Source organism: Nocardia sp. FBN12 (assembly GCF_050320175.1).
Classification (GTDB): domain Bacteria; phylum Actinomycetota; class Actinomycetes; order Mycobacteriales; family Mycobacteriaceae; genus Nocardia.
Genome location: NZ_CP190048.1, coordinates 3,062,687 through 3,087,219, shown reverse-complemented (window position 1 = coordinate 3,087,219; position 24,533 = coordinate 3,062,687). Strand labels below are relative to the sequence as shown.

The 24,533-nt window shown below is 69.2% G+C and carries 22 protein-coding genes; 13 read left to right on the top strand and 9 right to left on the bottom strand.

The annotated features are described in order from the left end of the window. Positions 1 to 75: 75 nt before the first annotated feature. Positions 76 to 474, bottom strand: a complete 399-nt coding sequence (locus tag ACQHI0_RS14915; protein WP_427908536.1) for a PPOX class F420-dependent oxidoreductase — start codon at positions 472 to 474, stop codon at positions 76 to 78. 135 nt (positions 475 to 609) lie between these two features. Here ACQHI0_RS14915 and ACQHI0_RS14910 point away from each other — a divergent pair, with 135 nt between their 5' ends. The 3 genes from ACQHI0_RS14910 (at position 610) to ACQHI0_RS14900 (ending at position 3,744) form a co-directional block, all read left to right on the top strand. Beyond that, the gene (locus ACQHI0_RS14910) at positions 610 to 1,362 is read left to right on the top strand and encodes an SDR family NAD(P)-dependent oxidoreductase (RefSeq protein WP_427908535.1); all 753 of its coding nucleotides are present in this window, start codon (positions 610 to 612) and stop codon (positions 1,360 to 1,362) included. 161 nt (positions 1,363 to 1,523) lie between these two features. Continuing rightward, positions 1,524 to 2,777 (top strand): precorrin-6y C5,15-methyltransferase (decarboxylating) subunit CbiE, encoded by a 1,254-nt coding sequence (cbiE, locus tag ACQHI0_RS14905; protein ID WP_427909173.1) that lies wholly within the window; start codon positions 1,524 to 1,526, stop codon positions 2,775 to 2,777. 214 nt (positions 2,778 to 2,991) lie between these two features. Continuing rightward, a complete protein-coding gene (locus ACQHI0_RS14900) occupies positions 2,992 to 3,744 on the top strand; it encodes a cobalt-precorrin-6A reductase (RefSeq protein ID WP_427909172.1) in 753 nt (250 codons plus the stop codon). A 12-nt stretch (positions 3,745 to 3,756) separates the two neighbouring features. Here ACQHI0_RS14900 and ACQHI0_RS14895 read toward each other — a convergent pair whose 3' ends face one another. The 5 genes from ACQHI0_RS14895 to ACQHI0_RS14875 all read right to left on the bottom strand — a co-directional run bounded on the left by ACQHI0_RS14895 (position 3,757) and on the right by ACQHI0_RS14875 (position 7,996). Beyond that, the gene (locus ACQHI0_RS14895; protein WP_427908534.1) at positions 3,757 to 4,329 is read right to left on the bottom strand and encodes a PadR family transcriptional regulator; all 573 of its coding nucleotides are present in this window, start codon (positions 4,327 to 4,329) and stop codon (positions 3,757 to 3,759) included. Between the two features lie 156 nt (positions 4,330 to 4,485). Further along, positions 4,486 to 5,001 (bottom strand): ubiquitin-like domain-containing protein, encoded by a 516-nt coding sequence (locus tag ACQHI0_RS14890; RefSeq protein WP_427908533.1) that lies wholly within the window; start codon positions 4,999 to 5,001, stop codon positions 4,486 to 4,488. A gap of 268 nt (positions 5,002 to 5,269) precedes the next feature. After that, complete coding sequence (gene cobJ / locus ACQHI0_RS14885) at positions 5,270 to 6,838, bottom strand: precorrin-3B C(17)-methyltransferase (protein WP_427909171.1); 1,569 nt, start codon at positions 6,836 to 6,838, stop codon at positions 5,270 to 5,272. A gap of 5 nt (positions 6,839 to 6,843) precedes the next feature. Beyond that, a complete protein-coding gene (locus tag ACQHI0_RS14880; RefSeq protein WP_427908532.1) occupies positions 6,844 to 7,479 on the bottom strand; it encodes a precorrin-8X methylmutase in 636 nt (211 codons plus the stop codon). A gap of 43 nt (positions 7,480 to 7,522) precedes the next feature. Beyond that, positions 7,523 to 7,996 (bottom strand): Lrp/AsnC family transcriptional regulator, encoded by a 474-nt coding sequence (locus ACQHI0_RS14875; RefSeq protein WP_427908531.1) that lies wholly within the window; start codon positions 7,994 to 7,996, stop codon positions 7,523 to 7,525. Between the two features lie 95 nt (positions 7,997 to 8,091). On the opposite strand from ACQHI0_RS14875, the gene ddaH reads away from it, so the two are divergent. Then, entirely contained in the window at positions 8,092 to 8,997 is a 906-nt protein-coding gene (ddaH, locus tag ACQHI0_RS14870) for a dimethylargininase (protein WP_427908530.1), read from the top strand. 35 nt (positions 8,998 to 9,032) lie between these two features. Beyond that, entirely contained in the window at positions 9,033 to 9,362 is a 330-nt protein-coding gene (locus tag ACQHI0_RS14865; RefSeq protein WP_427908529.1) for a hypothetical protein, read from the top strand. Between the two features lies 1 nt (position 9,363). Here the strand turns inward: ACQHI0_RS14865 and ACQHI0_RS14860 are convergent, their stop codons facing one another. Together ACQHI0_RS14860 and cobG are read right to left on the bottom strand one after the other, a co-directional pair. Further along, positions 9,364 to 10,455 carry an RNA ligase (ATP) gene (locus ACQHI0_RS14860; RefSeq protein ID WP_427908528.1) on the bottom strand — a complete coding sequence of 364 codons (1,092 nt, stop codon included), beginning with the start codon at positions 10,453 to 10,455 and terminating at the stop codon, positions 9,364 to 9,366. 80 nt (positions 10,456 to 10,535) lie between these two features. Then, positions 10,536 to 11,840, bottom strand: coding sequence for a precorrin-3B synthase (gene cobG, locus ACQHI0_RS14855; RefSeq protein WP_427908527.1), 1,305 nt, complete (start codon positions 11,838 to 11,840; stop codon positions 10,536 to 10,538). 234 nt (positions 11,841 to 12,074) lie between these two features. Here cobG and ACQHI0_RS14850 point away from each other — a divergent pair, with 234 nt between their 5' ends. The 5 genes from ACQHI0_RS14850 (at position 12,075) to ACQHI0_RS14830 (ending at position 19,356) form a co-directional block, all read left to right on the top strand. Beyond that, a complete protein-coding gene (locus tag ACQHI0_RS14850) occupies positions 12,075 to 12,749 on the top strand; it encodes a hypothetical protein (RefSeq protein ID WP_427908526.1) in 675 nt (224 codons plus the stop codon). Between the two features lie 33 nt (positions 12,750 to 12,782). Further along, positions 12,783 to 13,922 (top strand): MerR family transcriptional regulator, encoded by a 1,140-nt coding sequence (locus ACQHI0_RS14845; RefSeq protein WP_427908525.1) that lies wholly within the window; start codon positions 12,783 to 12,785, stop codon positions 13,920 to 13,922. Beyond that, a complete protein-coding gene (locus tag ACQHI0_RS14840; RefSeq protein ID WP_427908524.1) occupies positions 13,919 to 14,401 on the top strand; it encodes a hypothetical protein in 483 nt (160 codons plus the stop codon). The genes ACQHI0_RS14845 and ACQHI0_RS14840 overlap by 4 nt, the downstream gene beginning before the upstream one ends. A 307-nt stretch (positions 14,402 to 14,708) precedes the next feature. Next, on the top strand, positions 14,709 to 18,419 hold the full coding sequence (gene cobN / locus ACQHI0_RS14835) for a cobaltochelatase subunit CobN (RefSeq protein WP_427908523.1): 3,711 nt from the start codon (positions 14,709 to 14,711) through the stop codon (positions 18,417 to 18,419). Positions 18,420 to 18,510: 91 nt separating this feature from the next. After that, positions 18,511 to 19,356, top strand: coding sequence for an acyl-CoA thioesterase domain-containing protein (locus tag ACQHI0_RS14830; RefSeq protein ID WP_427908522.1), 846 nt, complete (start codon positions 18,511 to 18,513; stop codon positions 19,354 to 19,356). A gap of 46 nt (positions 19,357 to 19,402) precedes the next feature. On the opposite strand, the gene ACQHI0_RS14825 is transcribed toward ACQHI0_RS14830, so the two are convergent. Further along, positions 19,403 to 19,858, bottom strand: coding sequence for a hypothetical protein (locus tag ACQHI0_RS14825; protein WP_427908521.1), 456 nt, complete (start codon positions 19,856 to 19,858; stop codon positions 19,403 to 19,405). 131 nt (positions 19,859 to 19,989) lie between these two features. On the opposite strand from ACQHI0_RS14825, the gene ACQHI0_RS14820 reads away from it, so the two are divergent. The 3 genes from ACQHI0_RS14820 to ACQHI0_RS14810 all read left to right on the top strand — a co-directional run bounded on the left by ACQHI0_RS14820 (position 19,990) and on the right by ACQHI0_RS14810 (position 24,509). After that, complete coding sequence (locus ACQHI0_RS14820) at positions 19,990 to 20,832, top strand: NAD-dependent protein deacetylase (protein ID WP_427908520.1); 843 nt, start codon at positions 19,990 to 19,992, stop codon at positions 20,830 to 20,832. Positions 20,833 to 21,068: 236 nt separating this feature from the next. Next, positions 21,069 to 23,477, top strand: a complete 2,409-nt coding sequence (locus ACQHI0_RS14815; protein WP_427908519.1) for an MFS transporter — start codon at positions 21,069 to 21,071, stop codon at positions 23,475 to 23,477. Positions 23,478 to 23,576: 99 nt separating this feature from the next. Further along, positions 23,577 to 24,509, top strand: coding sequence for an SDR family NAD(P)-dependent oxidoreductase (locus ACQHI0_RS14810; RefSeq protein WP_427908518.1), 933 nt, complete (start codon positions 23,577 to 23,579; stop codon positions 24,507 to 24,509). The last annotated feature ends 24 nt before the right edge of the window (positions 24,510 to 24,533 follow it).

Genomic DNA, 24,533 nt, shown 5'->3' with positions numbered 1-24,533 from the left:
TTCGCGCGCGGGCGATTCCAGGATCGCCGGGCAGCGCGTCCACTTCGGATCGGTTGTCGAAGGTTCGGGCGCGGGCTATTTCAAGGTGCGGGACGACAGCACCCGGCTCACCTGGATCGCGACGACGACACGTGTCGGGTTCTCACGAGGCACCCGGTAGCGCTCGGTGTAGCGGCGCACCGCCTCGGCCACGTCGGCGCTGTCGGCGAGGACCGTCGCCGGTCCTTCGAGCGTGAGCCAGCGCGCCCCGTCGACCTGGCTCACCGCCGCGTGGCCACCGCGTCCGGCATTGCGCGCCTTCACCGACGCGCCATCGGTGATCACGCGCGCGATTCCGCTCTCGGGATCCCAGGTGAAGCCCACCGCGACCACGTGCGGGGTGCCGTCGGCGCGCAGCGTGGTGAGCGTGGCCAGGTGCCGCTCGGTGACGAACTCGAGAGCGGCGTGGGACAGCTGTGCGGTGGCGGTCGGCATTCCGCAAACGCTAGTCGGGTCGGTGGGCGGCCGAGTCCGCGGGTTTCCGGTGACGGGCCGCTCTCGGCCGAAAAGACGCCGGGAATGCGGTAGCGGCCGGAACCGGGCCCATCGGCGGGATGACAGACTGACGCTATGGGAAAGCAGCAGAACGACGGGCCGGTGCTGGTCCTGGGTGGGCGCAGTGAGATCGGCCTGGAGGTGGCGCGCAGGCTGGCACCCGGACGGGTGGTGATCCTGGCCGCCCGCCGGGCCGACGCGTTGGCCGCCGAGATCGAGCAGGTACGCGCGGCAGGCGCGATCGCGGTGCACACGGTGGAATTCGACGCCGACGAGACCGCCACCCACGCGCCCCTGCTGGACAAGCTCGCCGCCGAGCACGGTGGCATCGGCACCGCGGTGCTCGCCTTCGGTGTTCTCGGCGATCAGGATCGCGCCGAACACGATCCGGCGCACGCGGTCGCCGTTGTGCACACCGACTATGTCGCCCAGGTCAGTGTCCTCACGACGCTGGCCACCTTGATGCGCGCGCAGGAGTCCGGCCAGATCGTCGTGTTCAGCTCCATCGCGGGCGTGCGCGTGCGCCGGGCCAACTATGTCTACGGTTCGGCCAAAGCGGGCCTCGACGGCTTCGCCAGCGGCCTCGGCGACGCCTTGCACGGCACCGGTGTCCAGTTGCTGCTGGTGCGATCGGGCTTCGTGATCGGCCGCATGACCACCGGCATGGACCCGGCCCCCATGTCCAGCACCCCCGACCAGGTCGCCGACGCGGTGGCCCGCGCCCTTGCCAAGGGCGCCACCCGAGTCGCCATTCCCGGCCGTCTGGCCCTGGCCTTCTTCGTGATGCGCCTGCTCCCGCAATCTGTCTGGCGCCGGATGCCACGGTGATCGAACCAGGCGACGGGGTGCCCACCGAAGGCGTCCGGGCGTCGGATCCGGCTGTGACCGGTGATGTCGCTGGACCGGACCGGGCGACGGGATCTGCCGCGAGCGGTGATGCCGCTGGACAAGGCCGAGTCGCGGGGGTGGCCGTGACGGGAGGCCCGGTGATCGGCGCAGCGGACTGGGCAGGCCATCCGATCGTGGTGGCCGGAATCGGGGCCGACGGTTGGTCCGGGCTGGGCGAGAACGTCCGCCGAGCCCTCGGTGACTGTGCCGTGGTGTTCGGATCCTCCCGCCAACTGGCGCTGCTCCCGCCGAGCGAGATCGAACGCGTGCCGTGGCCGACACCGCTGCTGCCCGCGCTGCCGGAGTTGTTCGCGCGCAACGCCGATCGGCGGATCGGCGTGCTCGCCAGCGGCGACCCCATGTTCTACGGCATCGGCGTTACGCTGGCCCGCCGGTTCGGCCCGGCGGCGCTGCGGGTGTTCCCGCAGCCCTCGTCGGCATCGCTGGCGTGCGCCCGGCTCGGCTGGCCGCTGGCCGAAACTCCGGTGGTGAGCGTGGTTGCCCGGCCATTGCCCACTGTCCTGCCCGAATTGTCGGAAGGTCGTCGTCTGCTCGTCCTCAGCGAAGACGAGAAGACGCCCACCCGGATCGCGGAATTGCTGCGCGACAACGGGTTCAGCGCCTCGACACTGACCGTACTCGAACAACTCGGCGGCCCCGCCGAGCAGCGGCACACCGGCCTCGCCGCCACCTGGGACCACTCGCCCGGCGACCCGCTCAACATCGTCGCCATCGACTGTCGCGCCGACCCGGGCACCCGCCGCGACACCCGCCTGCCCGGCCTGGACGACGCGGCCTTCGCCGGCGACGGACAGCTCACCAAATCCGAGGTTCGCGCCCTCACCGTCACCGCTCTCGCCCCGGCACCGGGGGAAATGCTGTGGGATATCGGCGGCGGCTCGGGAAGTATCGCCATCGAATGGTGCCGCACCCATCCACTGTGCCGCGCCGTTACGTTCGAACGGCTGCCCGCCCGCCGCGAACAAATCGCGACCAATATCAATGCACTTGGCGTGCCGGGAATAACGATCCGTGGCGAAGTAAGCTCAGAGTTAGCCGAGGAAACGATCCCGGCACCCGATGCCGTATTCCTCGGCGGCGGCCTCACGCAGGACGGCATGTTCGAGCGATGCTGGCAGCGTCTGCGGCCCGGCGGTCGCCTCGTCGCCAACGCGGTCACCGTGGAATCGGAAGCGCTGCTGCTCGACTGGTCTGCCGAGTTCGGTGGAACCCTCCGGAAATTCCAGATCTATCGAGGTGAACCCCTCGGCGGGTTCACGGCCTGGCGGCCGCACCTGCCGATCGCCCAGTGGATTGTCCGAAAACCCGCTGGTCGGCAGAGCTCGGACCCGTAGTTTCGATCACGAGCAGATCACGCGCAGATCACGGTGAATCCGTTCCCGCAGGGCATGCGCACCGAAAAAATTTCGGACCGAACGTGTAGAACCATCGACTCGGGGGTAGGGTCGTTGCCGTTCCGGGTAATCCCCCCGGTTCGATTTCCACGATGGGGAGCTGCATGAAGTACTCGAAGTTCGATGCCGGTGCCGATGATTTCGGAGGGCTGTCCTGAGAGTTTTGATCCTCGGTGGCACCGGTGAAGCCAGGGAGTTGGCGCGCAGGGCGTCCGGCGAGCGTGGACTCGACATCGTGTCCTCCCTTGCCGGTCGGGTCGCCAATCCGCGGTTGCCGGTCGGTGCGGTCCGCGTGGGTGGGTTCGGTGGCGTCGAGGGCCTCCGAACCTGGCTCCGTGAGAACGCGATCGACGCTGTCGTGGATGCGACCCACCCGTTCGCCGCGCAGGTGAGCGCGCACGCGGCCACGGCCGCGGCCGACCTGGACATCCCCGCGCTGCATCTGCGCCGTCCGGAGTGGGTGCAGCGGCGCGGTGACCTGTGGACCCGGGTGCCCGATCTCGCCGCGGCCGCCGCGGCGCTGAGCGCGCGCGACAAACAAGTGTTGCTGACCATCGGCCGACAAGGGGTCGGCGCGTTCATCGGCTGCACCGGGCACTGTTTTGTCATCCGCTCGATCGACGCGCCCGAGGTTCCGCTGCCGCCGCGCTCCAAACTGTTGCTGGCGCGTGGGCCCTTCACCTTCGATGAGGAGCTGGTGCTGATGTCGCGGCATCGCATCGATGTGCTGGTCACCAAGAACAGTGGCGGCGAGCAGACCGAGGCGAAGATCTTCGCGGCCCGCACGGCGGGCCTGCCGGTGATCATGATCGACCGGCCGCCGCTGCCCGCGGGCGCGGTGACCGTCGCCGAGGTCGGCGACGCTGTCGAGTGGCTGCACGAGTCCGCGTCGCACCGGGTGCGCTGAGCCCGGTCGGTGTCAGTCGGGCCGTGGGCGGCCGAAGTCCGCGGGTGGGGGGTTCGTCGGCGTGAAGATCGTCGGCAGCTGATCGAACCAGTGCAGGACCGCGCGCTCGTAGGCGATACCGAATTCGAGGGTGGCGCGCTGGTTCGGCGCCAGGGCGGTCTCGTCTTCGTCGAGGTAGCGATCGAGCCGATCCTGATGAATGTTCTTGTTGGCGGCGATGATCCGATCACGGTGTGCCGGATCCAGGTGCTCGCCGAAAGACAGGGTGAGCAGCAGCGGCACCCGGATGGTCTCGGCGCCCGGGTCGCGCCCGATCCACTCGGCGAAGGCCTCGCGTCCGATCTCGGTGATCCGGTACGGCGTGCGCTCCCTGGCGCCGCGTTCGCCCTTGGTGACCAGGCCCGCGGCGTCCATCGTGGACAGTTCGCGATAGACCTGGCTCTGCGTGATCGTCCAGAAGTCGCCGATGCGTTGCTGGGCCTGTGTGGCGAGATCCCAGCCCGACTTCGGGCCCTCGTGCAGGAACCCGAGTAGCGAGGCCGCGGTGGAGTTCAGCGGGCGGCGTCGAGTCGCGGTGTCGGTCAACGGTCAACTCCCTTCGAACTACATTCCTAAGTGGAATGTTACGCCTGGGTGCCCGGTCCACCAAGGTGCTGCCTGTCGCGGCGTGTTCGCCGGACCGGGTGCGGCGGTGGTGTTCGCGCGCTGAGCACCACCGCCGCGGTGTTCGACCCGTCGGATTCAGGCCATCGCGAGGTTCACGATGGCGCCGTCGGTGAGTTCGTAGGACGCCAGCGTCCGGGAGTCCTCGAGCTTGACCTCGCTCTCGGTGATGAGCTGCTGCTCAGCCGCCGGAACGCCGGTCTGCTCCTGGATGAGGATCTTCAGATCCTCGACCGTGGCCGTGGCGTCGATGCTGATCGGGATGGGTTCGCTGTCCAAGCCGTTGACCATCACCGTGATGCTGGTGGCGTTCTCGGCGAGGGGTGCGCCCGGCAGGCCTGGTAGGCCGGGCAAGCCGGGTGCCGCAGGTGCTGCCGGTGCGGCGGGTGCCGCGGGTGCGCCTTCCAGCACAGGCGCGCCCGGTGCCTCCGGTGCCGCGGGCGCCGGGGGCGGGGGTGGGGCCGGTTGGGCCGACGCGGTGACCGGCATGATCCCGGCGACGGGAACCGTCATGGCGGCGGCGATCAGACCGACCGTCACGCCGCGCCGTAATCGGGTGCCGAGAGTGTGCCGTGCGTGGTGCTGAACTCTCATCGTGGTGAATCCTTTCATCGTCCTCGTGGGACGCGTTGGGGAATCGAACCAGGAAACGAGCTGTCACGCTGTGGTGCTTGCGGGCATGCCCGCGGAACCAGTGTGCCACTGCCCGCGAGCATCGCCGGGGTTGCCGACCGCGCGGGTCGTGCCGCGGGCCTGCTCGCGGGGGGTCACGCCAGGTTTCCGGCTCGACCGGCACCGGACACGCCGGTCGAACGCCGCCGTGGTTCGACCGCGCCGGGCCCGCCGGCCGACCGCCTCGGACCTACGACGTTCCGTACCGGCGAGAGGTGAAGACTCGGGTGCCGTCGGGGGTGTCGAAGGCGGTGGTGGTCGAGGAGCCGATGATCAGTAGGGTGCGCATGTCGACCTCGTCCGGATCGAGCTCGCCCAGGGTGATCACCCGGACCGTTTCGGTCGGGCCGCCGACATCGCGGCCGAGCACCACCGGCGTCTGCGGCGGACGGTGCTCGAGCAGTACGTCGCGCATGGCGCCGACCTGCCAGCGGCGTTGAGACGAGGCCGGGTTGTAGATCGCGATGGCCATATCGGCCGCCGCGACCGCCGAAAGGCGTTGTGCGACAACATCCCACGGCTTGAGCCGGTCCGACAGCGAGATCATCGCGTAGTCGTGTCCCAGCGGCGCGCCGACCCGGCTCGCCACCGCGTTGGCCGCGGTCAGACCCGGCAGCACCCGCACCGGAACATCCTTGAACTGCGGTTCGGCCGACACTTCGAGAACGGCCGCGGCCATGGCGAATACGCCCGGATCGCCGGAGGAGATCACGGCGACGCGAGCGCCCCGCTTGGCCAGATCCAGCGCCATCGCGGCTCGCTCGGATTCGACCTTGTTGTCGCTGGCGTGCCGTCGCTGGCCCGCCCGCTCGGGGACACGGTTGATGTAGGTGGTGTAGCCGACGAGATCGGTCGCCTCGGCGAGTGCGGCGGTGACCTGCGGTGTGGTCCAGTCGGTGTCCCCGGGGCCGAGCCCGACAACCACGACTTCGCCTGTGGCGTCCGGTAGTTCGGCATCGGCGACCGGTACGCGGCGGCCATCGGTCGCCGGAGCGGACTGATCGCGGTCGGCCGTGCGGCGAGCGGGGATCGGTGTGGTCGGCGTCGGTCCCGGGACCAGGGTGATCGAGAAGTACGGCACGTCCGCCTCGTCGACATCGGCGGCGGCGAGTACCCGCTGACGGGTGCTGCTCGCCCGTTCGACGTAGTAGGCGTCGCCCAGTCGACCGGAGTCCGACAGTGCCTGGCGCACACCGGGGAACGTGCGCCCCAGCTTCATGATCGCGGCCGCGTCGGTCTCGCGTAGTCGCGCGGTCAGTTCGTCGACGGGCATGGTGCCCGGCAGCACGGTCAGCACCTGCTCACCCTCGACGAGCGGAGTCCCCAGCGCCGCCGACGCCGCACTGACCGAGGTGATGCCGGGCACGATCTCGGCGTCGAATCGATCGGCCAGCCGCCGGTGCATGTGCATATAGGAGGAGTAGAACAGCGGATCACCGGCGGCGAGCAGCGCGACGGTGCGCCCCGCGGCCAGGTGTGTCGCCAGCCGTGCGGCGGCCTGCTCGTAGAACTCGTCGATCGCGCCCTGATACCCACCGGGATGATCGGTGGTCTCGACGGTCACCGGGTAGACGAGGTGCTCCTCGATCTGCCCCGCGCGCAGGTACGGCTCGGCGATGGCGCGCGAGATGCTGCGCCCGTGCTTGGCGCTGTGGAACGCGACCACATCGGCCTCGGCGATGAGCCGCGCGGCCTTCACCGTCACCAGTTCCGGGTCGCCGGGACCCAGGCCGATACCCCACAGTTTGCCGGTGCTGATCTCACTCACTCCTGTTCGCTCGCAATCGCATTCAGTGCCGAGGCGGTGATCGCGCTGCCGCCGCGCCTGCCGCGGACGGTCAAATACTCGATGCCGCCGAAGTCGGCCAGCGCCTGCTTGGATTCCGCGGCGCCGATGAATCCGACCGGGATGCCGATGATCGCGGCGGGTCGCGGCGCACCGGCGTCGAGCATGTCGAGCAGGTGGAACAGCGCGGTCGGCGCGTTGCCGATGGCCACCACCGCACCGTCGAGTTGGTCGCGCAGCAGTTCCAGCGCCGCCACCGAGCGGGTGTTGCCCAGTCGCGCGGCGAGTTCGGGCACGCGCGGGTCGGTGAGGTTGCACAGCACCGCGTTGTCGGCCGGCAGGCGCTTGCGGGTTACGCCGGAGGCGACCATGTTGGCATCGCAGATGATCGGCTTGCCCGCGTGCAGCGCGGCGCGCGCGGCGGTGACCACGCCGGGGGAGTAGGCGATGTCGGGGGCCAGGTCGACCTGGCCGCAGCCGTGGATCATGCGGACCGCCACCCGCTCGACATCGGCGGGGAAACCGGCGAGGTCGGCTTCGGCGCGGATCGTCGCGAACGAGCGCCGATAGATCTCGGCCCCGTCGGTGAGGTAGCTGGCACGCACGTCGGACATGCGGACAACCCTAGAACCTGGGTCTGACGTGGTGTCGCGCGGCTCAGGTGCGGGGGCGTTCGAGAATGCGCGACATCACCAGCGAACTGCGGGTGCGCCCGACGCGCGCGTTCTCCCTGATCCGTTCGACCGTCACCTCGATCTCGGCCATATCGGTGGCCATCACGTGCACCAGCGCGTCGGCCTCGCCCGCGATCGTCCACACGCCGACGACCTGTGGAATCGGTTCGAGCGTGCGGCGTAGCTCGGCCGGGGAGATGTTGTCGCGGTAGTAGACCTCGACATAGGCCTCGGTCGTCCAGCCCAGCGCGGCCGGGTTGACCTGCGCGGTGAACCCGGTGATCTGCCCGCTCGCGACCATCTTGTCCACGCGTCGTTTCACGGCGGGCGCGGACAGGCCGACCACCGAACCGATCTCCTGGAACGAGGCGCGGGCATGGACGAGCAGCTCCGCGAGAATGCGCCGATCGATGGTGTCCACGTCGTTCCCCTTCCCTCTTACGCAATGAACCTCCATTCTGGCACCAAAATGCACAACGAATCGGTGTTCCCCGTGCAATGGAACGGCAATTACGGTCGTGGAAACCGTCCGCGCCGCCACCAGGAGTCCTGATGACCGCCGCCAGCCCGCTTCGCACCTCCGCGCCCGTGCCGCGTGTATCAGCGCCCGCGCCTCATGGACCAGCGCCCGCGCGGACCGCCTCACCGCGCCGCTACGTGCTGTGCCGTCCCGACCATTTCGAGGTCACCTACGCGATCAACCCGTGGATGGATCCGGCCGCCCCGGTCGACCGGGCCCGCGCGCTGGCGCAGTGGGAGACCCTGCGCGCGACACTGGAAGCGCACGGGCACACTGTGGAAACGGTGCCCGGCGAGCCAGGTCTGCCGGACATGGTCTTCGCCGCCAACAGCGGCATCGTGATCGGCGGACACGCGCTCTCGGCCCGCTTCGCCCACCCCGAACGCGCCGCGGAGGGCCCGGCCTTCCATCAGTGGTTCGCGGCCAGGGAACTGCGCGAACTGGCGGCCGCGTGCGAAACCAACGAGGGGGAGGGCGATTTCGCGTTCGCCGGGCAGCGGATCCTGGCGGGTGTCGGATTCCGCTGTTCGCTGGCCGCGCACGCGGAGGTCGAGCGGTATTTCGAGGTGCCGGTGGTGTCGCTCGAACTGGTCGACCCGCGCTTCTATCACCTCGATACCGCGCTGATGGTCCTCGACGACACCGCCATCGCCTACTACCCGGCCGCGTTCAGCCCCGCCGCCCGCGACATCCTGACCGCGCTCTACCCGGACGCGATCCTCGCCGACGACAACGACGCGCTCTGCTTCGGCTTGAACGGGCTCAGCGACGGCGCGCACGTCTTCCTCGACCCCGGCGCCACCGAGCTCATCGGGCGCCTGCGCGAGCGCGGATTCGTCCCGGTTCCGGTCGACCTGTCCGAACTGCGCACGGGCGGCGGCGGCGTGAAGTGCTGTGTGCTCGAGCTGCACACCCGTCGCGACACGACCGCGAGCTAGCCGAACCGGATCGCCACCGCCCACATACTGGGCCGATGGCACACCCGGTCAGTGGTGCGATCGCGACCGTCGCAGGCGGGTTGGGCCTGGTCGCCGCCCACCCGTCGGGTTATCTGCCTGCCGGGCTCGGCTGGGTGCTCGGTGGTGGTGCCGCCGCGTTCTTCCTGGTGTGTGGGCTCGGCGGGGTGCGCGGCGAGGGGGCGCGTTGGTTGTTGCGGTGGCCGCTACCGTGCCTGGTTGTCGCGCTCGGGCTCGGCTGGGCGGCACCGCATATCGGCCGGGTGTGGTTGGTGCTCGGGGTGATGGTCACCCTCGCGGCGGCGGTGGTCGCGGAGACAACGCGCCCGCCGCGACCCGCCGCGTGAATCACTCGTACTCGGTGCCGCCGTCGCGCAGCAGGTACGCGTCGGAGACGATCTTGCCGATGGCACGACCACCGAGGACCGGCGAGTGTCGTTCGGCGGCCGCGCGCACGACGAGGCCCTCCCGGATATTGGTGCCTGCGCCGGTGACGGTTTCGGTGCCTTCGGCCAGCTTCAGCAGCAACTCCGCGTCGTAGGGGCCCTCGTAGAGCACCGGCACCCGGGGCACCGCGATGCCGAGTTCGGCGAACAGTGCACCGATCTCGTGATGGTCGAGCCAGCGAACCGCTTCGCCGGTCCGCTCGATCGCGACATCGAACAGGCCGAAGCCGAGCGACTCGTCGTGCGCGGCCGACGCGCCGTAGTGCAGGTCCTGCACGCCGGCGCCGTACACCTCACCGAACATGCCGACCCGGTCCGCGTGAAGCGCGGTGGCGAGCGTGCGAGCGGCCTCGTCGAGCCCGTTGGCGCGAATGGCACGCCAGTACAGGTTTCCGTCGGTCGCGGTCAAAGCCAGCGACCGACCACCAACACCTTTGGACGACACCAGGATTCGGTCATCGGCACGCACGTGGGTGAGCAGGCAGGCGGTGCCGTGGATCTTCTCCGTGGCCACCACCGGCTCCCCGTCGACGAAGATGCCGGGAAATCGCTTGATGTTCTCGACATCGACCCACCGCAGCAGCTCCGGCGCCGACTCGACCTGCCCCGACATCGAAACCGGCACCGGCGGAACCCATTTCACGACCCCGAGCGACTCGGCGAAGTCGGTACGCTCGACCGCGGCCACCGCGAGATCCACCCCGCCCAGCGCGGCCGGAGTGCACACGATGCCCTGCGACACCTCGCCGCGCAGTCGCACCGCCTTCACCCGATTACGCAGCGAGCCCGCCAGTTTCCCGGTCAGCCCCAGCTCGGCGATCAGCTCCTCGGGCAGCACCGACTGTTCCGGAATGTAGACCGCGTGATCCCCGGTCGTGAACTGACCTTTGGCGACCACCGCTCGATACAGCCCGACCTGGGCCAGCTCGAGCCGATCGGCATTCGGATGCGCGACAACGACGAGCCGCTCGGCCGTCACCTGCAGTGTGGACATGGGAACCCCCTCGTGATGAGAAGGCAAGGGTACGAAACGAACCCGGAATCGTCGATCGAGTTTCGCCCGGCCGCCCGCGGTCAGGGCGTGATCGTCGCGTGGTCGGTCTCGACGCGATAGCCGTGATCGGTGGCGACGACATCGGCCACAGGTCCGCGCGGGCGACCGCAGCGGCGATCGCACCCCGACCAGTGCTGGCGACCCGCCACGGTGACGGCGTCGGCCGCGACGAGTTCGACCTCCGCGGGCACCTGAGGTGCGAAGGCCTCGGTCACGGTGGCGTTCTCGGGATCGGCTGGTGGCGTGGCGTTCTCGGTCGGCTGCTTGAGCTCTCCCGCGGCGCCGGTCGCCGCGGGAAGAACGCGATCGGATTCGATGGCGGCAGCCAGGTCGGCGCGGACGTCGGTGTGCGATTTCGCGCAGCCAGGGCGGCCGGCGCAGGCGCTGACCTGCAGCCACGGGGAACTCACGTCGAAGATCAGACCCATCGGCGCGAGCACGCGCACCACGGTTTCGGCGGGTCCCTCGGCGAGATCGGTGATCACCAGGCTGCGCCACGGGGTGACGAAGACGGGCCGCTCGACTGCGGCCAGGAATTCGGCCGTCCTGGCCGACAGGGTGCCCAGCGGCACGCCGGCGCCGAGCGTGACGAGTCCGTTCTCCTGGTCGAGCCAGCCGATCGGAACAGCGTGTGTCGCACCGAGTTCGAGAGGTTCGCCGGCCGGCGAGCGGTCCAGTGTCTCGACCACCGATTCGACCCCGCCGGGGATCTCGTGCAGCCGCCACTGCCCCGACTCGCCGGTTCCCCGCAGATCGAGAAAGCCGCGCGCCGCGTCGAGCATCACGTCGACCGCTTCGCTCGCGGTGACCCGAATCCCGGTGTCGGCGCCCGCGAGCAGGAGCGCGAACTCGTCGCCGCCCACCGCGTGAATGCCGATGTCACCGTGCAGGGTGCTCACATCGCCGCGTCCGTCGTCGAGGGTGAACAGCACACGTCCCGGCAGATCCGCCAGCAGCGGATCGTCGCGCAATCCGGCATCGAGGTCCACCGCGAGCCCGTGCACGTCGGCGAACCCGCCGACCCGCCCGGACAGCGGCGAGGCCACGATATTGCGGACCCGTTCATGGGTCTCGCTGGGCAACAGCCCGGCCGCACCCAATCGCAGCGCGAGTTCGGAGGCGTCACGTATCTGCCTGAGCTGTATATTTCCGCGCGAGGTCAGTTCGAGGTTGCCGTTGCCCAGATCACGCGCCGCATCGGCCAGCGTCTGCAACTGTGCCGACTCCAGCCGCCCGCCGGGCACGCGAATCCGTGCCAACGGCCCATCAGCAGCCTGATGCAGCCGCAGCACCCCTGGGCAAGAATCGGGAGCACTCCTGGTCATGATGCTCCAGCCTACGACCCACCCGCACCGCCCCGAACCGCAGCGTGATCGGCCGGTCCGCCGCGCGCAGTGGCGAGTGCGGTGTTCGGTGCTCGTCCACCGTGCTCGGTCGATCAGCCGCGAGGCCCGGCCGATGTGACGAGGCCGACTCGCGTGACGGGGCGGTTCGCGGGTAGTCGCTTAGGGTGAGTGGCGGTTCCTTCGCCAGCCGAGTACTGACAGGAGAGTCGCCGCATGTTGCGTGAATTCGTGGACAAGCGTGTTGTTCCCGCACTCGACAGGGTCGCGCAGGCGCAGGCGCCGGTGGTGAATCGCTACGTCGACTGGTTGGGCCGCAGGCACCCGGAGGACGCGCCGGTGGAGATCGTGCAGCGGCTCTCGCGCCAGTACCTGGTGGTTGTCACCGCCAGCGGCGTCACGGTGGGGCTCACCGCCGCGGTGCCGGGGGTGGGCACGCTGATCGGGCTGGCCGCGACCGGGGTGGACACCCTCGTGTTCCTCGAGGCGTCGTCGGTGCTGTCCGTCGGTGCCGCCGCGGCGTACGGTCTCGAGCCCGACGATTCCCGGCAAGCGCATCTGGTGTCGAAGGTCGTGCTCGGCGATGCGGGCACGAAGGTGCTCGACGAGACCGCGGGCCACAAGACGGGCCAGTGGCTCTCGGTCGTCACCGACCGCATCCCCGGTCTGGCGAGCATGCCCGACTCCCCGGCCAAGCGCTTCATTGTGAACTACCTGGTCAAACGCGGTCTGCTGCTGTTCGGCACCCTCATCCCCGCGGGGATCGGCGCGGTGATCGGTGGCGTCGGCAACAACGCCCTCGGCCAACTGGTGATCGCCAACGTGTACCGCAATCTCGGCACCGGTTCCCCGGAGATGGTCGCGGCGGGCACCGAGCGATCGACGACTTGACCTTCGACCAGCTCGAACCCCGATGATGAACCGGTGCCCGACACCGAGCTGATCACCATCGGAGCGTTCGCCCGCGCCTGCGGCCTGAGCGCCAGCGCCCTGCGCTTCTACGCCGACGCGGGCGTCCTGACCCCGGCCCTCATCGACGAGGACACCGGCTACCGCTACTACGCCCCCGAACAATCCACCCCGGCCCGCCTGCTGCGCCACCTGCGCGCCGTCGGCATGCCGCTGCCCGCGGTTGCCACCGTCCTCGCCGAACCCGACCCCACCCGCGCGATCACCCTGCTCGACCACCACCTCGCCGACCTCGACCGCCATCAGGAGGAGGTTCGCGCCGCCGCCGCGGCCGCACGCGCGGTTCTCGCCACGCACGGACCGCAGGAGACGCCGGCCGCGTTACCCGGCGAATTGTGGGTCAGCGGCCCGGCGCTCGCGGCTGCCGTCGACCAGATCGCGACCGCTACCGTCGCCCATCCCGAACTACGGGTGCTCGATACCGTCCTGTTCGAGGTCGACGGGCAGCAGCTGATCCTCACCGCGACGGACCGCTACCGGCTGGCCACCCGCACGGTGCGCCCGATGCTCACCTGCATCGCGGACTGGGTTGCCACGGTCGACGCCGACGACCTCCGCTCGGCGGTGTCCTGGCTGCGCCGCCGATATTCGGTGGCCCTCCGACCGGCACCATCGGGCATCGAGTTCACCACGGCCACTGCGGGTTCCGGTGTCGACGGGCCGACCGCCGCGAACGGTGAATCCGTCTTCTGCCGACGTTCGGCCGATGACTTCCCCGATTACCGGGCAATGCTGGCGGCGCTACCCGCGGTTCGCACCAGAGTCGTCCTCGCCCGGGCCACCCTGCTCGACGCGGTGGAAACCCTCGGTTCGGCGACGGTGACGCTGCACGCGAACCCCGATGACACGGTGTCCGTCACCGCGTCCGACGGACGCGCCACGACGATCCCGGCACGCATCACCGGTCCGGCCGTCACGATCCATTTCGCCGTCACCACGCTCTACCCCGCCATCGCCACTGCCGTCGGTCCCGACGTGATGCTCGATCTCATCGCCCCCGATCAGCCCGCCCTGATCCGCTCCGCCGACGACGGCGACCTGTCGACCCTGGCAATGCCGTGCAAACCCGACCCCACCGAGGAGACCGTCCGATGACCACCGCCGATCCGATCATGACCCGAATCACCCAGGGCGTCACCGACTTCCGCACCGGCGACCCCGATCGCGCCCGCAGCGCCCTGCTCGAGGTCTGGCGCGACATCGGCCCCGCCGGTGACCCGCTACACCGCTGCGCCCTTGCCCACTACGTGGCCGACACCTGCGACGACCCCGCCGAGGCCCTCGTCTGGGACGTCCGCGCTCTCGATGCCGCCGACGCCCTCACCGACACCCGTTTGCACGATTACCACGCGGGCATCCAGGTAGCCGGCTTCTACCCCTCCCTGCACCTGAACCTCGCTGACAACTTCCGCCGCCTCGGCGCGTTCCCGGCCGCCACCCGCCACCTCGATGCCGCCCGGGAATGCCTCCACACCCTCGGCGACGACGACTACGGCGACACCATCCGCCGCGCCCTCACCGAAGTCGCCACCGCCGTCACGACCGAGGACACCACCGCGCGACCCACCCATTGACGACAGCAGCTGTTCACATCGAGCCGCCCGATCGCTGAGCACCGCGGCGCAGATCAAGATCACCAGGCAACGCTGCAGGACGGCCCCTCGGACCAGGCCCGCACCGTTGTCTGCTGATCAATTGTCCAGCGTCGGGCACGGGCTGGAAAGTTGCGGGCCGGACGGGCCCAGTAGCATCGTCTTGCTCGGCGGGCGTCGAGGAAACCGGTGGAAATCCGGTGCGGTCGCGCCACTGTGAACAGCCAGACCCTCTCCGGCGAGCACCGCAACCCCCGATGGGCGCGTAACCCGAGGAAGGTCTCACCCTGTGATCCTGCTGCTGTCCACCTCCGACACCGATCTCCTGAGCGCCCGCGCGAGCGGCGCCGAGTACCGCTGGGGCAATCCCGCGCGGCTGCTCGTGGAGGATCTGCCGGGCCTGCTCGACGGCGCTGATCTGGTGATCGTGCGGATCCTCGGCGGCAAGCGCGCCTGGGAGGAGGGCCTCGACGCCATTCGGGCGAGCGGGGTGCCGATGGTGGCGCTGGGTGGCGAGATCGCGCCCGACGCCGAGCTGATGGAGTGCTCGACGGTGCCGGTCGGTGTCGCGGCCGACGCGCACAACTACCTCGCCGCCGGCGGCGCGGAGAACCTGCTGCAGCTGCACAACTTCCTGTCCGACACGGTGTTGCTGACCGGTCACGGTTTCGAACCGCCCGCCCAGCTGCCGACCTGGGGCGAGCTCGATCGGTCTCCGCGAATCCTGGAGCCGCACGCTCCGACCGTCGCGGTCGTCTACTACCGCGCCCAGCACCTCGCGGGCAACACCGCCTACATCGAGGCGCTGTGCAAGGCGATCGAGGCCAAGGGCGCGCGACCGCTTCCGGTCTACGCGGCCTCGCTGCGCACCGCCGAACCCGAACTTCTCACCCTGCTCGGCCGCGCCGACGCCCTCGTGGTGACCGTGCTGGCGGCCGGCGGCAGCAAGCCCGCCACCGCCTCGGCCGGTGGTGACGACGAAGCCTGGGACGTGGCCGCGCTCGCCGCGCTGGACGTGCCGATCCTGCAGGGACTGTGCCTGACCAGCGGTCGCGCGCAGTGGGAGGCCAACGACGACGGCCTGTCACCCCTTGATGTCGCGACACAGGTCGCGGTGCCCGAGTTCGACGGTCGCATCATCACGGTGCCGTTCTCCTTCAAGGAGTTCGACGCCGACGGCCTGTCCGCGTATGTCCCCGATTCCGAACGCTGTGCCCGCGTGGCGGGGATCGCCGTGCGACACGCCCGCCTGCGCCACATTCCGGCTGGGGACAAGCGGATCGCGATCATGCTCTCGGCGTATCCGACCAAGCACGCCCGCATCGGCAACGCCGTCGGCCTCGACACCCCCGCCAGCGCGATCCGCCTGCTCACCGAATTGCGCGCCGCCGGTTACGATCTCGGCGACATCGACGAGATCCCCGGCCTGGTGGAACGCGACGGTGACGCGCTGATCCACGCGCTGATCGCCGCGGGCGGTCAGGATCCGGAGTGGTTGAGCGCGGAACAGCTGGAGGGCAACCCGATTCGGATCGGCGCCACCACCTACACCCGCTGGTTCGAGTCCTTGCCCGCGGACCTGCGCGAGGCCGTCGTGGAGTCGTGGGGTCCGCCGCCGGGCGAACTGTATGTCGACCGGTCGGCCGACCCCAAGGGTGAAATCGTCATCGCGGCACTGCGTTTCGGCAATGTGGTGCTGATGGTGCAGCCGCCTCGCGGGTTCGGCGAGAACCCCGTCGCGATCTACCACGATCCGGATCTGCCGCCGAGTCACCACTACCTCGCCGCGTACCGCTGGTTGTCCTCGCCGGACGGTTTCGGTGCCGACGCGATGGTGCACCTGGGTAAGCACGGCAACCTCGAATGGCTGCCCGGCAAGACCCTCGGCATGTCCGCGTCCTGCGGTACCGACGCGGCACTGGGCGATCTGCCGCTGATCTACCCGTTCCTGGTCAACGATCCCGGCGAGGGCACCCAGGCCAAACGCCGCGCCCACGCCACCCTGGTCGATCACCTGATCCCGCCGATGGCGCGCGCCGAAACCTACGGCGACATCTCCCGTTTGGAGCAGTTGCTCGACGAGCATGCCAACATCTCCGCCTTGGACCCGGCCAAACTACCCGCCATCCGCCAGCAGATCTGGACCCTGATGCGCGCGGCCAAGATGGACCACGACCTCGGTCTCGCCGAACGCCCCGAAGAGGACGTCTTCGACGACATGCTCCTGCACGTCGACGGCTGGCTGTGCGAGATCAAGGACGTCCAGATCCGCGACGGTCTGCACATCCTCGGCCAGGCACCCGAGGGCGACACCGAACTCGACCTGGTGCTGGCCATGCTGCGCGCCCGCCAGCTGTGGGGCGGCGAACAGAACGTGGTGGGCCTGCGAGAAGCATTGGGGCTCAGCGAGGCCGGCGACGAATCCCGCGAACGTGTGGACGTGGTGGAAAGCCGTGCCCGCGAACTGCTCGGCGCCTTGCAGGCGACGGACTGGTCGGTGGCGGCGGTCGACGCGCTGGTCGACGACTACGCCACCGCGATTCTCGCTGGGGGAGTGGATGATTCGTCCACGCCCGGGATCGCGGAGGTGCCGGACGCCGCCGCGGCGCCCAGGGCCGCCACGTCCGCGGCGGGCAGTGTCGCGGTGAGTGGGCGTCTGGAAGCGGTGCGGACCGTCTTGCGGTTCGCCGCCACCGAAGTCGTGCCGCGCCTGCGCGAAACCAGCATCGAGATCGCCCGCGTCCTGCACGCCCTCAACGGTGGCTTCATCCCCGCCGGTCCCAGCGGCTCACCCCTGCGCGGCCTGATCAACGTGCTGCCCACCGGCCGTAACTTCTACTCCGTCGACCCCAAGGCCGTGCCCTCGCGACTGGCCTGGGAGACCGGCCAGGCGATGGCGGAATCGCTGCTCGCCCGCTACCTGGCCGACCACGGCGCGTACCCGAAGTCGGTCGGCCTTTCGGTGTGGGGCACCTCGGCCATGCGTACCTCCGGCGACGACATCGCGGAAGTCTTCGCCCTGCTGGGTGTTCGGCCGGTCTGGGACGAAGCGAGCCGCCGCGTCACCGACCTCGAGGTGATCTCCCTCGACGAACTCGCCCGGCCGCGCATCGACGTCACGGTCCGCATCTCGGGCTTCTTCCGCGACGCCTTCCCGCACGTGCTGGCACTCCTGGACGACGCGGTCCGGCTCGTCGCCGACCTCGACGAACCCGCCGAATCGAATTACGTTCGCGCACACGCACAGTCGGATCTCGCCGACCACGGCGACACCCGCCGCGCCACCACCCGCATCTTCGGTTCCAAGCCCGGCACCTACGGCGCGGGCTTGCTGCAGCTCATCGACTCCAAGAGCTGGCGCACCGACGACGACCTCGCGCAGGTCTACACCACCTGGGGTGGCTACGCCTACGGCCGTGACCTCGACGGCGCCCCCGCCGCCGACGACATGCGCACCGCCTACAAACGCATCGCGGTCGCCGCCAAGAACACCGACACCCGCGAACACGACATCGCCGACTCCGACGACTACTTCCAGTACCACGGCGGCATGGTGGCCACCGTCCGCGCGCTGACCGGCAAGAACCCCGAGGCCTACATCGGCGACTCCACCCGTCCCGATGCTGTGCGCACCCGCACGCTCTCGGAGGAGACCGCCCGCGTCTTCCGTGCCAGGGTGGTGAACCCGCGCTGGCTCGAGGCGATGCGCCGCCACGGGTACAAGGGCGCCTTCGAGATGGCCGCCACCGTCGACTACCTGTTCGGCTACGACGCCACCACCAATGTCGTCGCGGACTGGATGTACGAAAAGCTCTCCGAGAGCTACGTTTTCGACGATGTGAACCGCAAGTTCATGGAGCAGTCCAACCCGTGGGCGCTGCACGGCATCGCCGAACGCCTCCTGGAAGCCGCCGAGCGCAAGCTGTGGGAGCACCCCGAGCAGGAAACGCTGGACAAGCTGCGCCAGGTCTATCTGGAAACCGAGGGTGAGCTGGAATGACCCCGCTTGCCGCAAAACTGCAACACGTTCTAGTCTGAGGCATAGTGTGCCGCGGCGATCCCGCCCGGCGCGCGCAGCGGAAAGGGTCACGATGAGCACCTCCCCTGGCTATTTCACGCACGCGGACGGCGTCTACACGCCGACGCGGTACTCGCAGAGCCTGTGGTCGCCCAACACGCTGTCCGGTCCGCCGGTATGTGGATTAATGGCGCGCGAGGTGCAGGCGAGCTACTGCACGGACGGGTTCGCCCCGGCGCGATTGACCGTCGACCTGCACCGGTCCGTGCCCGCCGTGCCGCTGACGATCGCCAGCGAACTGGTGCGCGACGGCAACCGGGTGCGGTCGGTGGCGATCGTCGTGCGTGCCGACGGTGAGATCGTCGCCCGGGGCAGCGCGCTGCTGCTGAAGCGCTCGACCCAGCCCCCGGGCGAGGTGTGGCGCCTCGACCGGGACCGCCCGCTGCCGCCCCCGAGCGTGCTGGCCACCATCGACGAGACGATGCATCTGTTCAGCAGTGACGGGCAGGGGTGGTCGATGAATATGACCGAACACCAGAACGACGCCCGCAAACGCAAGTGGGTACGCAATATCCCGGTCGTCGCGGGGGAGGAGTCGTCCCCGTTCTGCTACGCCGCGATGACCGGCGAGCAGACCAGCCTGGTCACCAACTGGGGCACCGAGGGCATCGGTTTCATCAACACCGATGTGTCGATCACGTTCTCGCGCATGCCCGTCGGCGTCGAGATGGGTCTCGAGGCGGAAAGCCATCTCAGCGACGACGGGATCGCGGCGGGCGCCGCGGTGCTCTACGACGAGCAGGGCGCGTTCGGCATCTGCACGACCACCGCGCTGGCCAACGAACGCAGGCAGATCCGCGGCGACGTCATCGACGAACTGTCGGAGTCGTTCGTGGTCAGGCAGCCGCAAACCCGGTGAATGCCATCGCGACTCCTGGTGTGCCGGATGAGCAGGGAACGAGTCGTTATGTGGAGATCAGGGTCACGATGAGTTCGTCCGCGATCGACTCCGCCTTCACCATGCCCGTGCCCAGGTAGAGGGTTGCCGCGCGGGGGCGGCCGTCGGCCAGCGGCACCACCGAGACCGCGTCGACGCGGCGGCCCGCGAGCTCGTCGTAGGGCGCCTCGTCGGTGACGTCGAAGGCGGTGTACTTGCCGGAGTTGGCGACGTATTCGATGTTCACGGGGTCGACCAGCGGTTCGAAGGGATCACGCCACGGCGATCCGCCGATGCGCAGTTCCGCGCCGTCGACACCGGCGTCGAAAAGCAGGGTCGAACCATCGCGGAAGGTGAATTCGATCGGGCCCTCGGTGCGGTCGATCTCGTCGCCGAGGACATAGAACATCCGGCGGACGGCGACGATGGTCCCGTCGACCGCGGCATTGAGCGCGGTGCGGCTGTGCTCATCGGTGTCGGACATAGGTTTTCCTCTGCAGCGGTCGATGCCGGGCGGATGAAACATCATGTCGTCGCGGGCCCACCGCACGCAACTCCGCCCGGCGTGTTCGTCCCGCGCGCACCCCGGCGCCTGCCGCTCGTAGAGTGGAGCCCATGGTGGACGACGACACCACCGACGCGGTGGCACGCGCGGCCGAGCTGTTGAGCGGGCGCCGCACGGTGGTGATCTCCGGCGCGGGACTGAGCACCGACAGTGGCATTCCCGACTATCGTGGTCCCGATTCGCCGTCACGCACGCCGATGACCTACCAGCAATTCGTCGGCGACCCGGTGTTCCGGCAGCGGTATTGGGCACGCAATCACATCGGCTGGCGGCGAATGGATGCCGCTCGGCCCAACCCCGGTCATCGCGCCGTCGCGCGGCTAGAGCGAGCGGGGGTGGTGTCGGGAGTGATCACCCAGAATGTGGATCTGCTGCACATGAAGGCGGGTGCGCGCCGGGTGATCGATCTGCACGGAACTTACGCGCGCGTGCGGTGTCTGCACTGCGCGAATCTCATCTCCCGAATGACACTCGCCCACCATCTCGAAGCCGCCAATCCCGGGTTCGCGGAAAGTCTCTCAGCGAGCGCCACCGGTATCGAAGTGGCGCCGGACGCGGACGCGGTGGTGACCGATACCGACCGATTCCGGATGGTCGACTGCATGGCGTGCGGCGGAATGCTCAAACCCGACATCGTGTATTTCGGCGAGAATGTGCCGCCCGACCGGGTCGAAGCCGCTTTCGACCTGGTCGACAATGCGCAGGCGCTGCTGGTGGCGGGTTCCTCGGTGACGGTGATGTCGGGCCTGCGCTTCGTGCGCAGAGCCGCGAAAAACGGTGTGCCAGTGGTGATCGTGAATCGCGGACGCACCCGCGGCGACGAACTCGCCACGCTCCGAATCGAGGCGGGCTGCTCGGAAACTCTGTGCGCGCTGGCCGAACTCGCCAGCTGAATTCACCGCTGCCGAACTGACAGTTCCGAGTGCCGCCGCCTATCGTTTCCCAATGAAATGATCGGTAACTTGATCCCTCGATGACGGGGGCGAATCCGACGTGGGTAAGCTCTGCGCTCAGTGCATGAAGAGTTCCACCCGCGGCGCAAAGTTTTCCTCGCAGCGGGGTTGTCGGCCCTCGTGTGGGCCGAATGATCGACCCCCACTTGCCAGCCGATCAGAACCAGGGCTTTTCCATGACCGATACCGTCGCTGCCGAATCACGCCTCACGCACCGCCAGACACTCACCATCCTGTCCGGCCTGCTACTCGGGGTGTTCCTCGCCGCGCTCGACCAGAACATCGTCAGCGTCGCGATCGTCCGGATCGCGAACAGTCTCGACGGCTTCGACGAACAGGCATGGGCGACAACGGCATACCTGATCACCGCCACCGTCACCACGCCGCTGTACGGCAAACTCGCCGACATCTACGGGCGCAAGCCGTTCTATCTGCTGGCGATCGCCCTGTTCGTGATCGGCTCGGCGGCCTGCTGCTTCGCGACCACCATGTACCAGCTGGCCGGGTTCCGCGCGTTCCAGGGTTTGGGCGCGGGTGGGTTGATGTCGCTGGCGTTCACCATCGTCGGTGACATCGTGCCCGCGCGCGAACGGGTCCGCTACCAGGGGTATTTCCTCATGGTGTTCGGCATCGCGACGGTGCTCGGGCCGGTGGTCGGCGGTTTCCTGTCCGATTACGAGAGCCTCGGCGGCATCGAGGGCTGGCGCTGGGTGTTCCTGGTGAACGTGCCGGTGGGCATCCTGGCGTTCCTGGTGGTCGCGAAGGTGCTGAACGTGGCGCACACGCGTCAACGCAGCCGGATCGACTGGTTCGGCGCGGTCACGCTGATCGTCGGTGTGGTGCCGCTGCTGATCGTGGCCGAGCAGGGGCGGATCTGGGGCTGGACCGAACCGAAATCGCTGCTCTGCTACGGGATCGGCGCGGGTGGTCTGCTGCTGTTCGTGCTGGTCGAGTTCCTGATGAAGGACTCGGCGCTGATCCCGCTGCGGCTGTTCCGCAGCTCCACCTTCAGCATCGCGATCCTCGGCGGGTTCCTTGTCGGTGTCGCGATGTTCGGGGCGATCACGATGGTGCCGCAGTATCTGCAGGTCGTGCGTGGTTTCTCGCCGACCGAGGCGGGGCTGCTGATGTTGCCGCTCGTCCTCGGGATCATGGTGGGCGCGCAGATCTCCGGGCTGATCACGAAAGCCACCGGACGCTACAAAGTGCTACCGGTGCTCGGTGCGCTGATCCTCGCGATCGGGTGCGCGCTGTTCGCGCGGATCAGCTACAACGGTCCGCTCTGGCAGCCGCTGGCCTACAGCGCGATCATGGGATTCGGCCTCGGTGGCTGCATGCAGACCCTGATCATCGCCGCGCAGAACGCGGTCGGGCGCACCGAGATGGGGGTGTCGACCGCGGCGGCGACGTTCTTCCGTCAGCTCGGCGGGACGCTCGGTGTCGCGGTGTTCCTCACCGTGCTGTTCGACCGGCTGCCCGGTTCGATTCTGCAAGCCTTCGGTGGAAGCCTGCCGCCCGGTTTCGACGGCGCGCGACTCGAGGGCATGCTGAGCGATACCAGCGGCATCGCCACCCTGCCCGACGAGTTGCGGATCCCGATCCTCGAGGGCTTCACCGACTCGATGCACACCGTGTTCCTGCTCGCCGCCGACCTCGCCGTGGTGGCCTGCCTGGTGCTGGTGTTCATGAAAGAGGTTCCGCTGCAGGAGGATCCGGCCCCCGAGGAATCCGAGGATGCCACGCTGCTGCGCGATGTGAGCCTGCACGACGCGCACGAGATGGCGGGCAAGTTGCGGCCCGCCGCGACCGGGCGGGTGATCGCGGGGCTGTTGCGACGCGACGACGAGCGTCCGGTGCCCGCCGCCACGCTGACCCTGATCGACCAGCACGGGCATCAGGTGGCCCGCGGCAACGGCGATGCCGACGGCGCGTATGTGATCGAGGCGCCGCGGCCCGGCAACTATGTGCTCATCGCCGCCGCGGCCGGCCATCAGCCCGAGGCGGTGAGCGTGTCGATCGGCGAGCGCGCCCAGCACGTCGACCTGATGCTGACCGGCGCGGGCGAACTCACCGGCATCGTGCGCTCGGCGCGGCGCGGCGAACCGCTGTGGGGTGCCACCGTCACGCTGACCGATCCCGAGGGCGAGGTGGTGGGCGCGGCGATCACCGGCGAGGACGGCACGTATGTGTGTCGCGATGTCGTGAGCGGTACCTACACGCTGGTCGCGGTGGCCGACCACATGCGCCCGTCGGCGGTCACGCTGACCGTGCCGGAGACGGGCTCGCTGAATCGCGATCTCGACCTCGAACCGATGGCTATTCTCCTCGGCTCGGCCTGGGTGGACGGCGACCGTCCCGTCGCCGACGTGCAGATCACCGTCCTGGACTCGGGCGGCGATCCGGCGGCGACGGCACGCACCGACGAGCAGGGCAAATACCTGGTTCCCGACCTGCCGGAAGGGGAGTACACGGTGGTCGCGCGTGGCTATCCGCCTGTCGCGAGTCAGGTTTCGGTGACTCGCGGCGAGATCACCCACGATGTCACACTGGGATACGAGAACGAGGAGTCGATGAACCGTCGCTGACCCCGCCGCCCCGCAGTACAGTGAGTAGGCGGCCGAGCCGCTTCGCGGGGGTGCCACGCTGGAAGGCCCGCCACGGGAATATCGACGGAAGGGCCCGTCATGACCACCGTTGTAATGACCGGCGGCAGTTCGGGATTCGGTGCGATCGCCGCCCGGCGACTAGCCGGACGGGACAGTACGCGGCTGCTCATCGGCACCCGCGCAGCTGCTGCTGACACGCTCGCGCTCGACCTCGGTCGACTGGATTCGGTGCGCGATTTCGCCACAACTGTGCGCGAATCCCTCGGGGATCAGCGAATCGACGCCCTCGTGCTGAACGCCGGCGTGATCCGGCCCGATGCCGACGGTCGCACCACCGACGGCTACGAGACGACCTTCGCGGTGAATCATCTCGCGCACTATCTGTTGATCCGGCTGCTGCTGCCCGCGCTGGCCGACGGCGCGCGGGTCGTGCTCACCACCAGTGGCACCTACGACCCGGCGACCGGTGCCGGGCTGGCGACACCCCGACATGCCGATGCCGACCTGCTCGCCCACCCGGACCGCGATCCCGGTCGCGAGTCGAATCCGGCACGGGCGGGTCAGCACGCGTACACGGCGTCGAAGTTGTGTGCCGTCTCGACGGCATGCGCGTTGCGCGAGCTGGTGGTCGCGCGCGAACGCGGCATCATCGCCATCGCCTACGACCCGGGACAGGTGTTCGGTACCGGCTTGGCACGCGAGCTGGCCGCACCGTTGCGGCTGGCCTGGTCGGTCTTCGGGACACCGGCCGGTGCCCCGCTGCGCTGGTTCCAGCCGACGATGAACACACCGGACGCCGCGGGAACTGCCCTGGCGCGCTTGGCCTGTGACGCCGCGGCACCCGGCGGGGGAGCCGCGGCACCCGTTCTCGTCGCACTGCGCCGCGGCCGCCTCACCGATCCAGAGCTGTCGGAACTCGCCCGGCGAGACGACCTCCGGTGGCGACTCTGGAACGACAGCGCACGGCTGGTCGGCCTGGACGGTGCGACGGCGGACGACATCGGGCGGTGAGGACGGTGGACGAACAGATCGCGC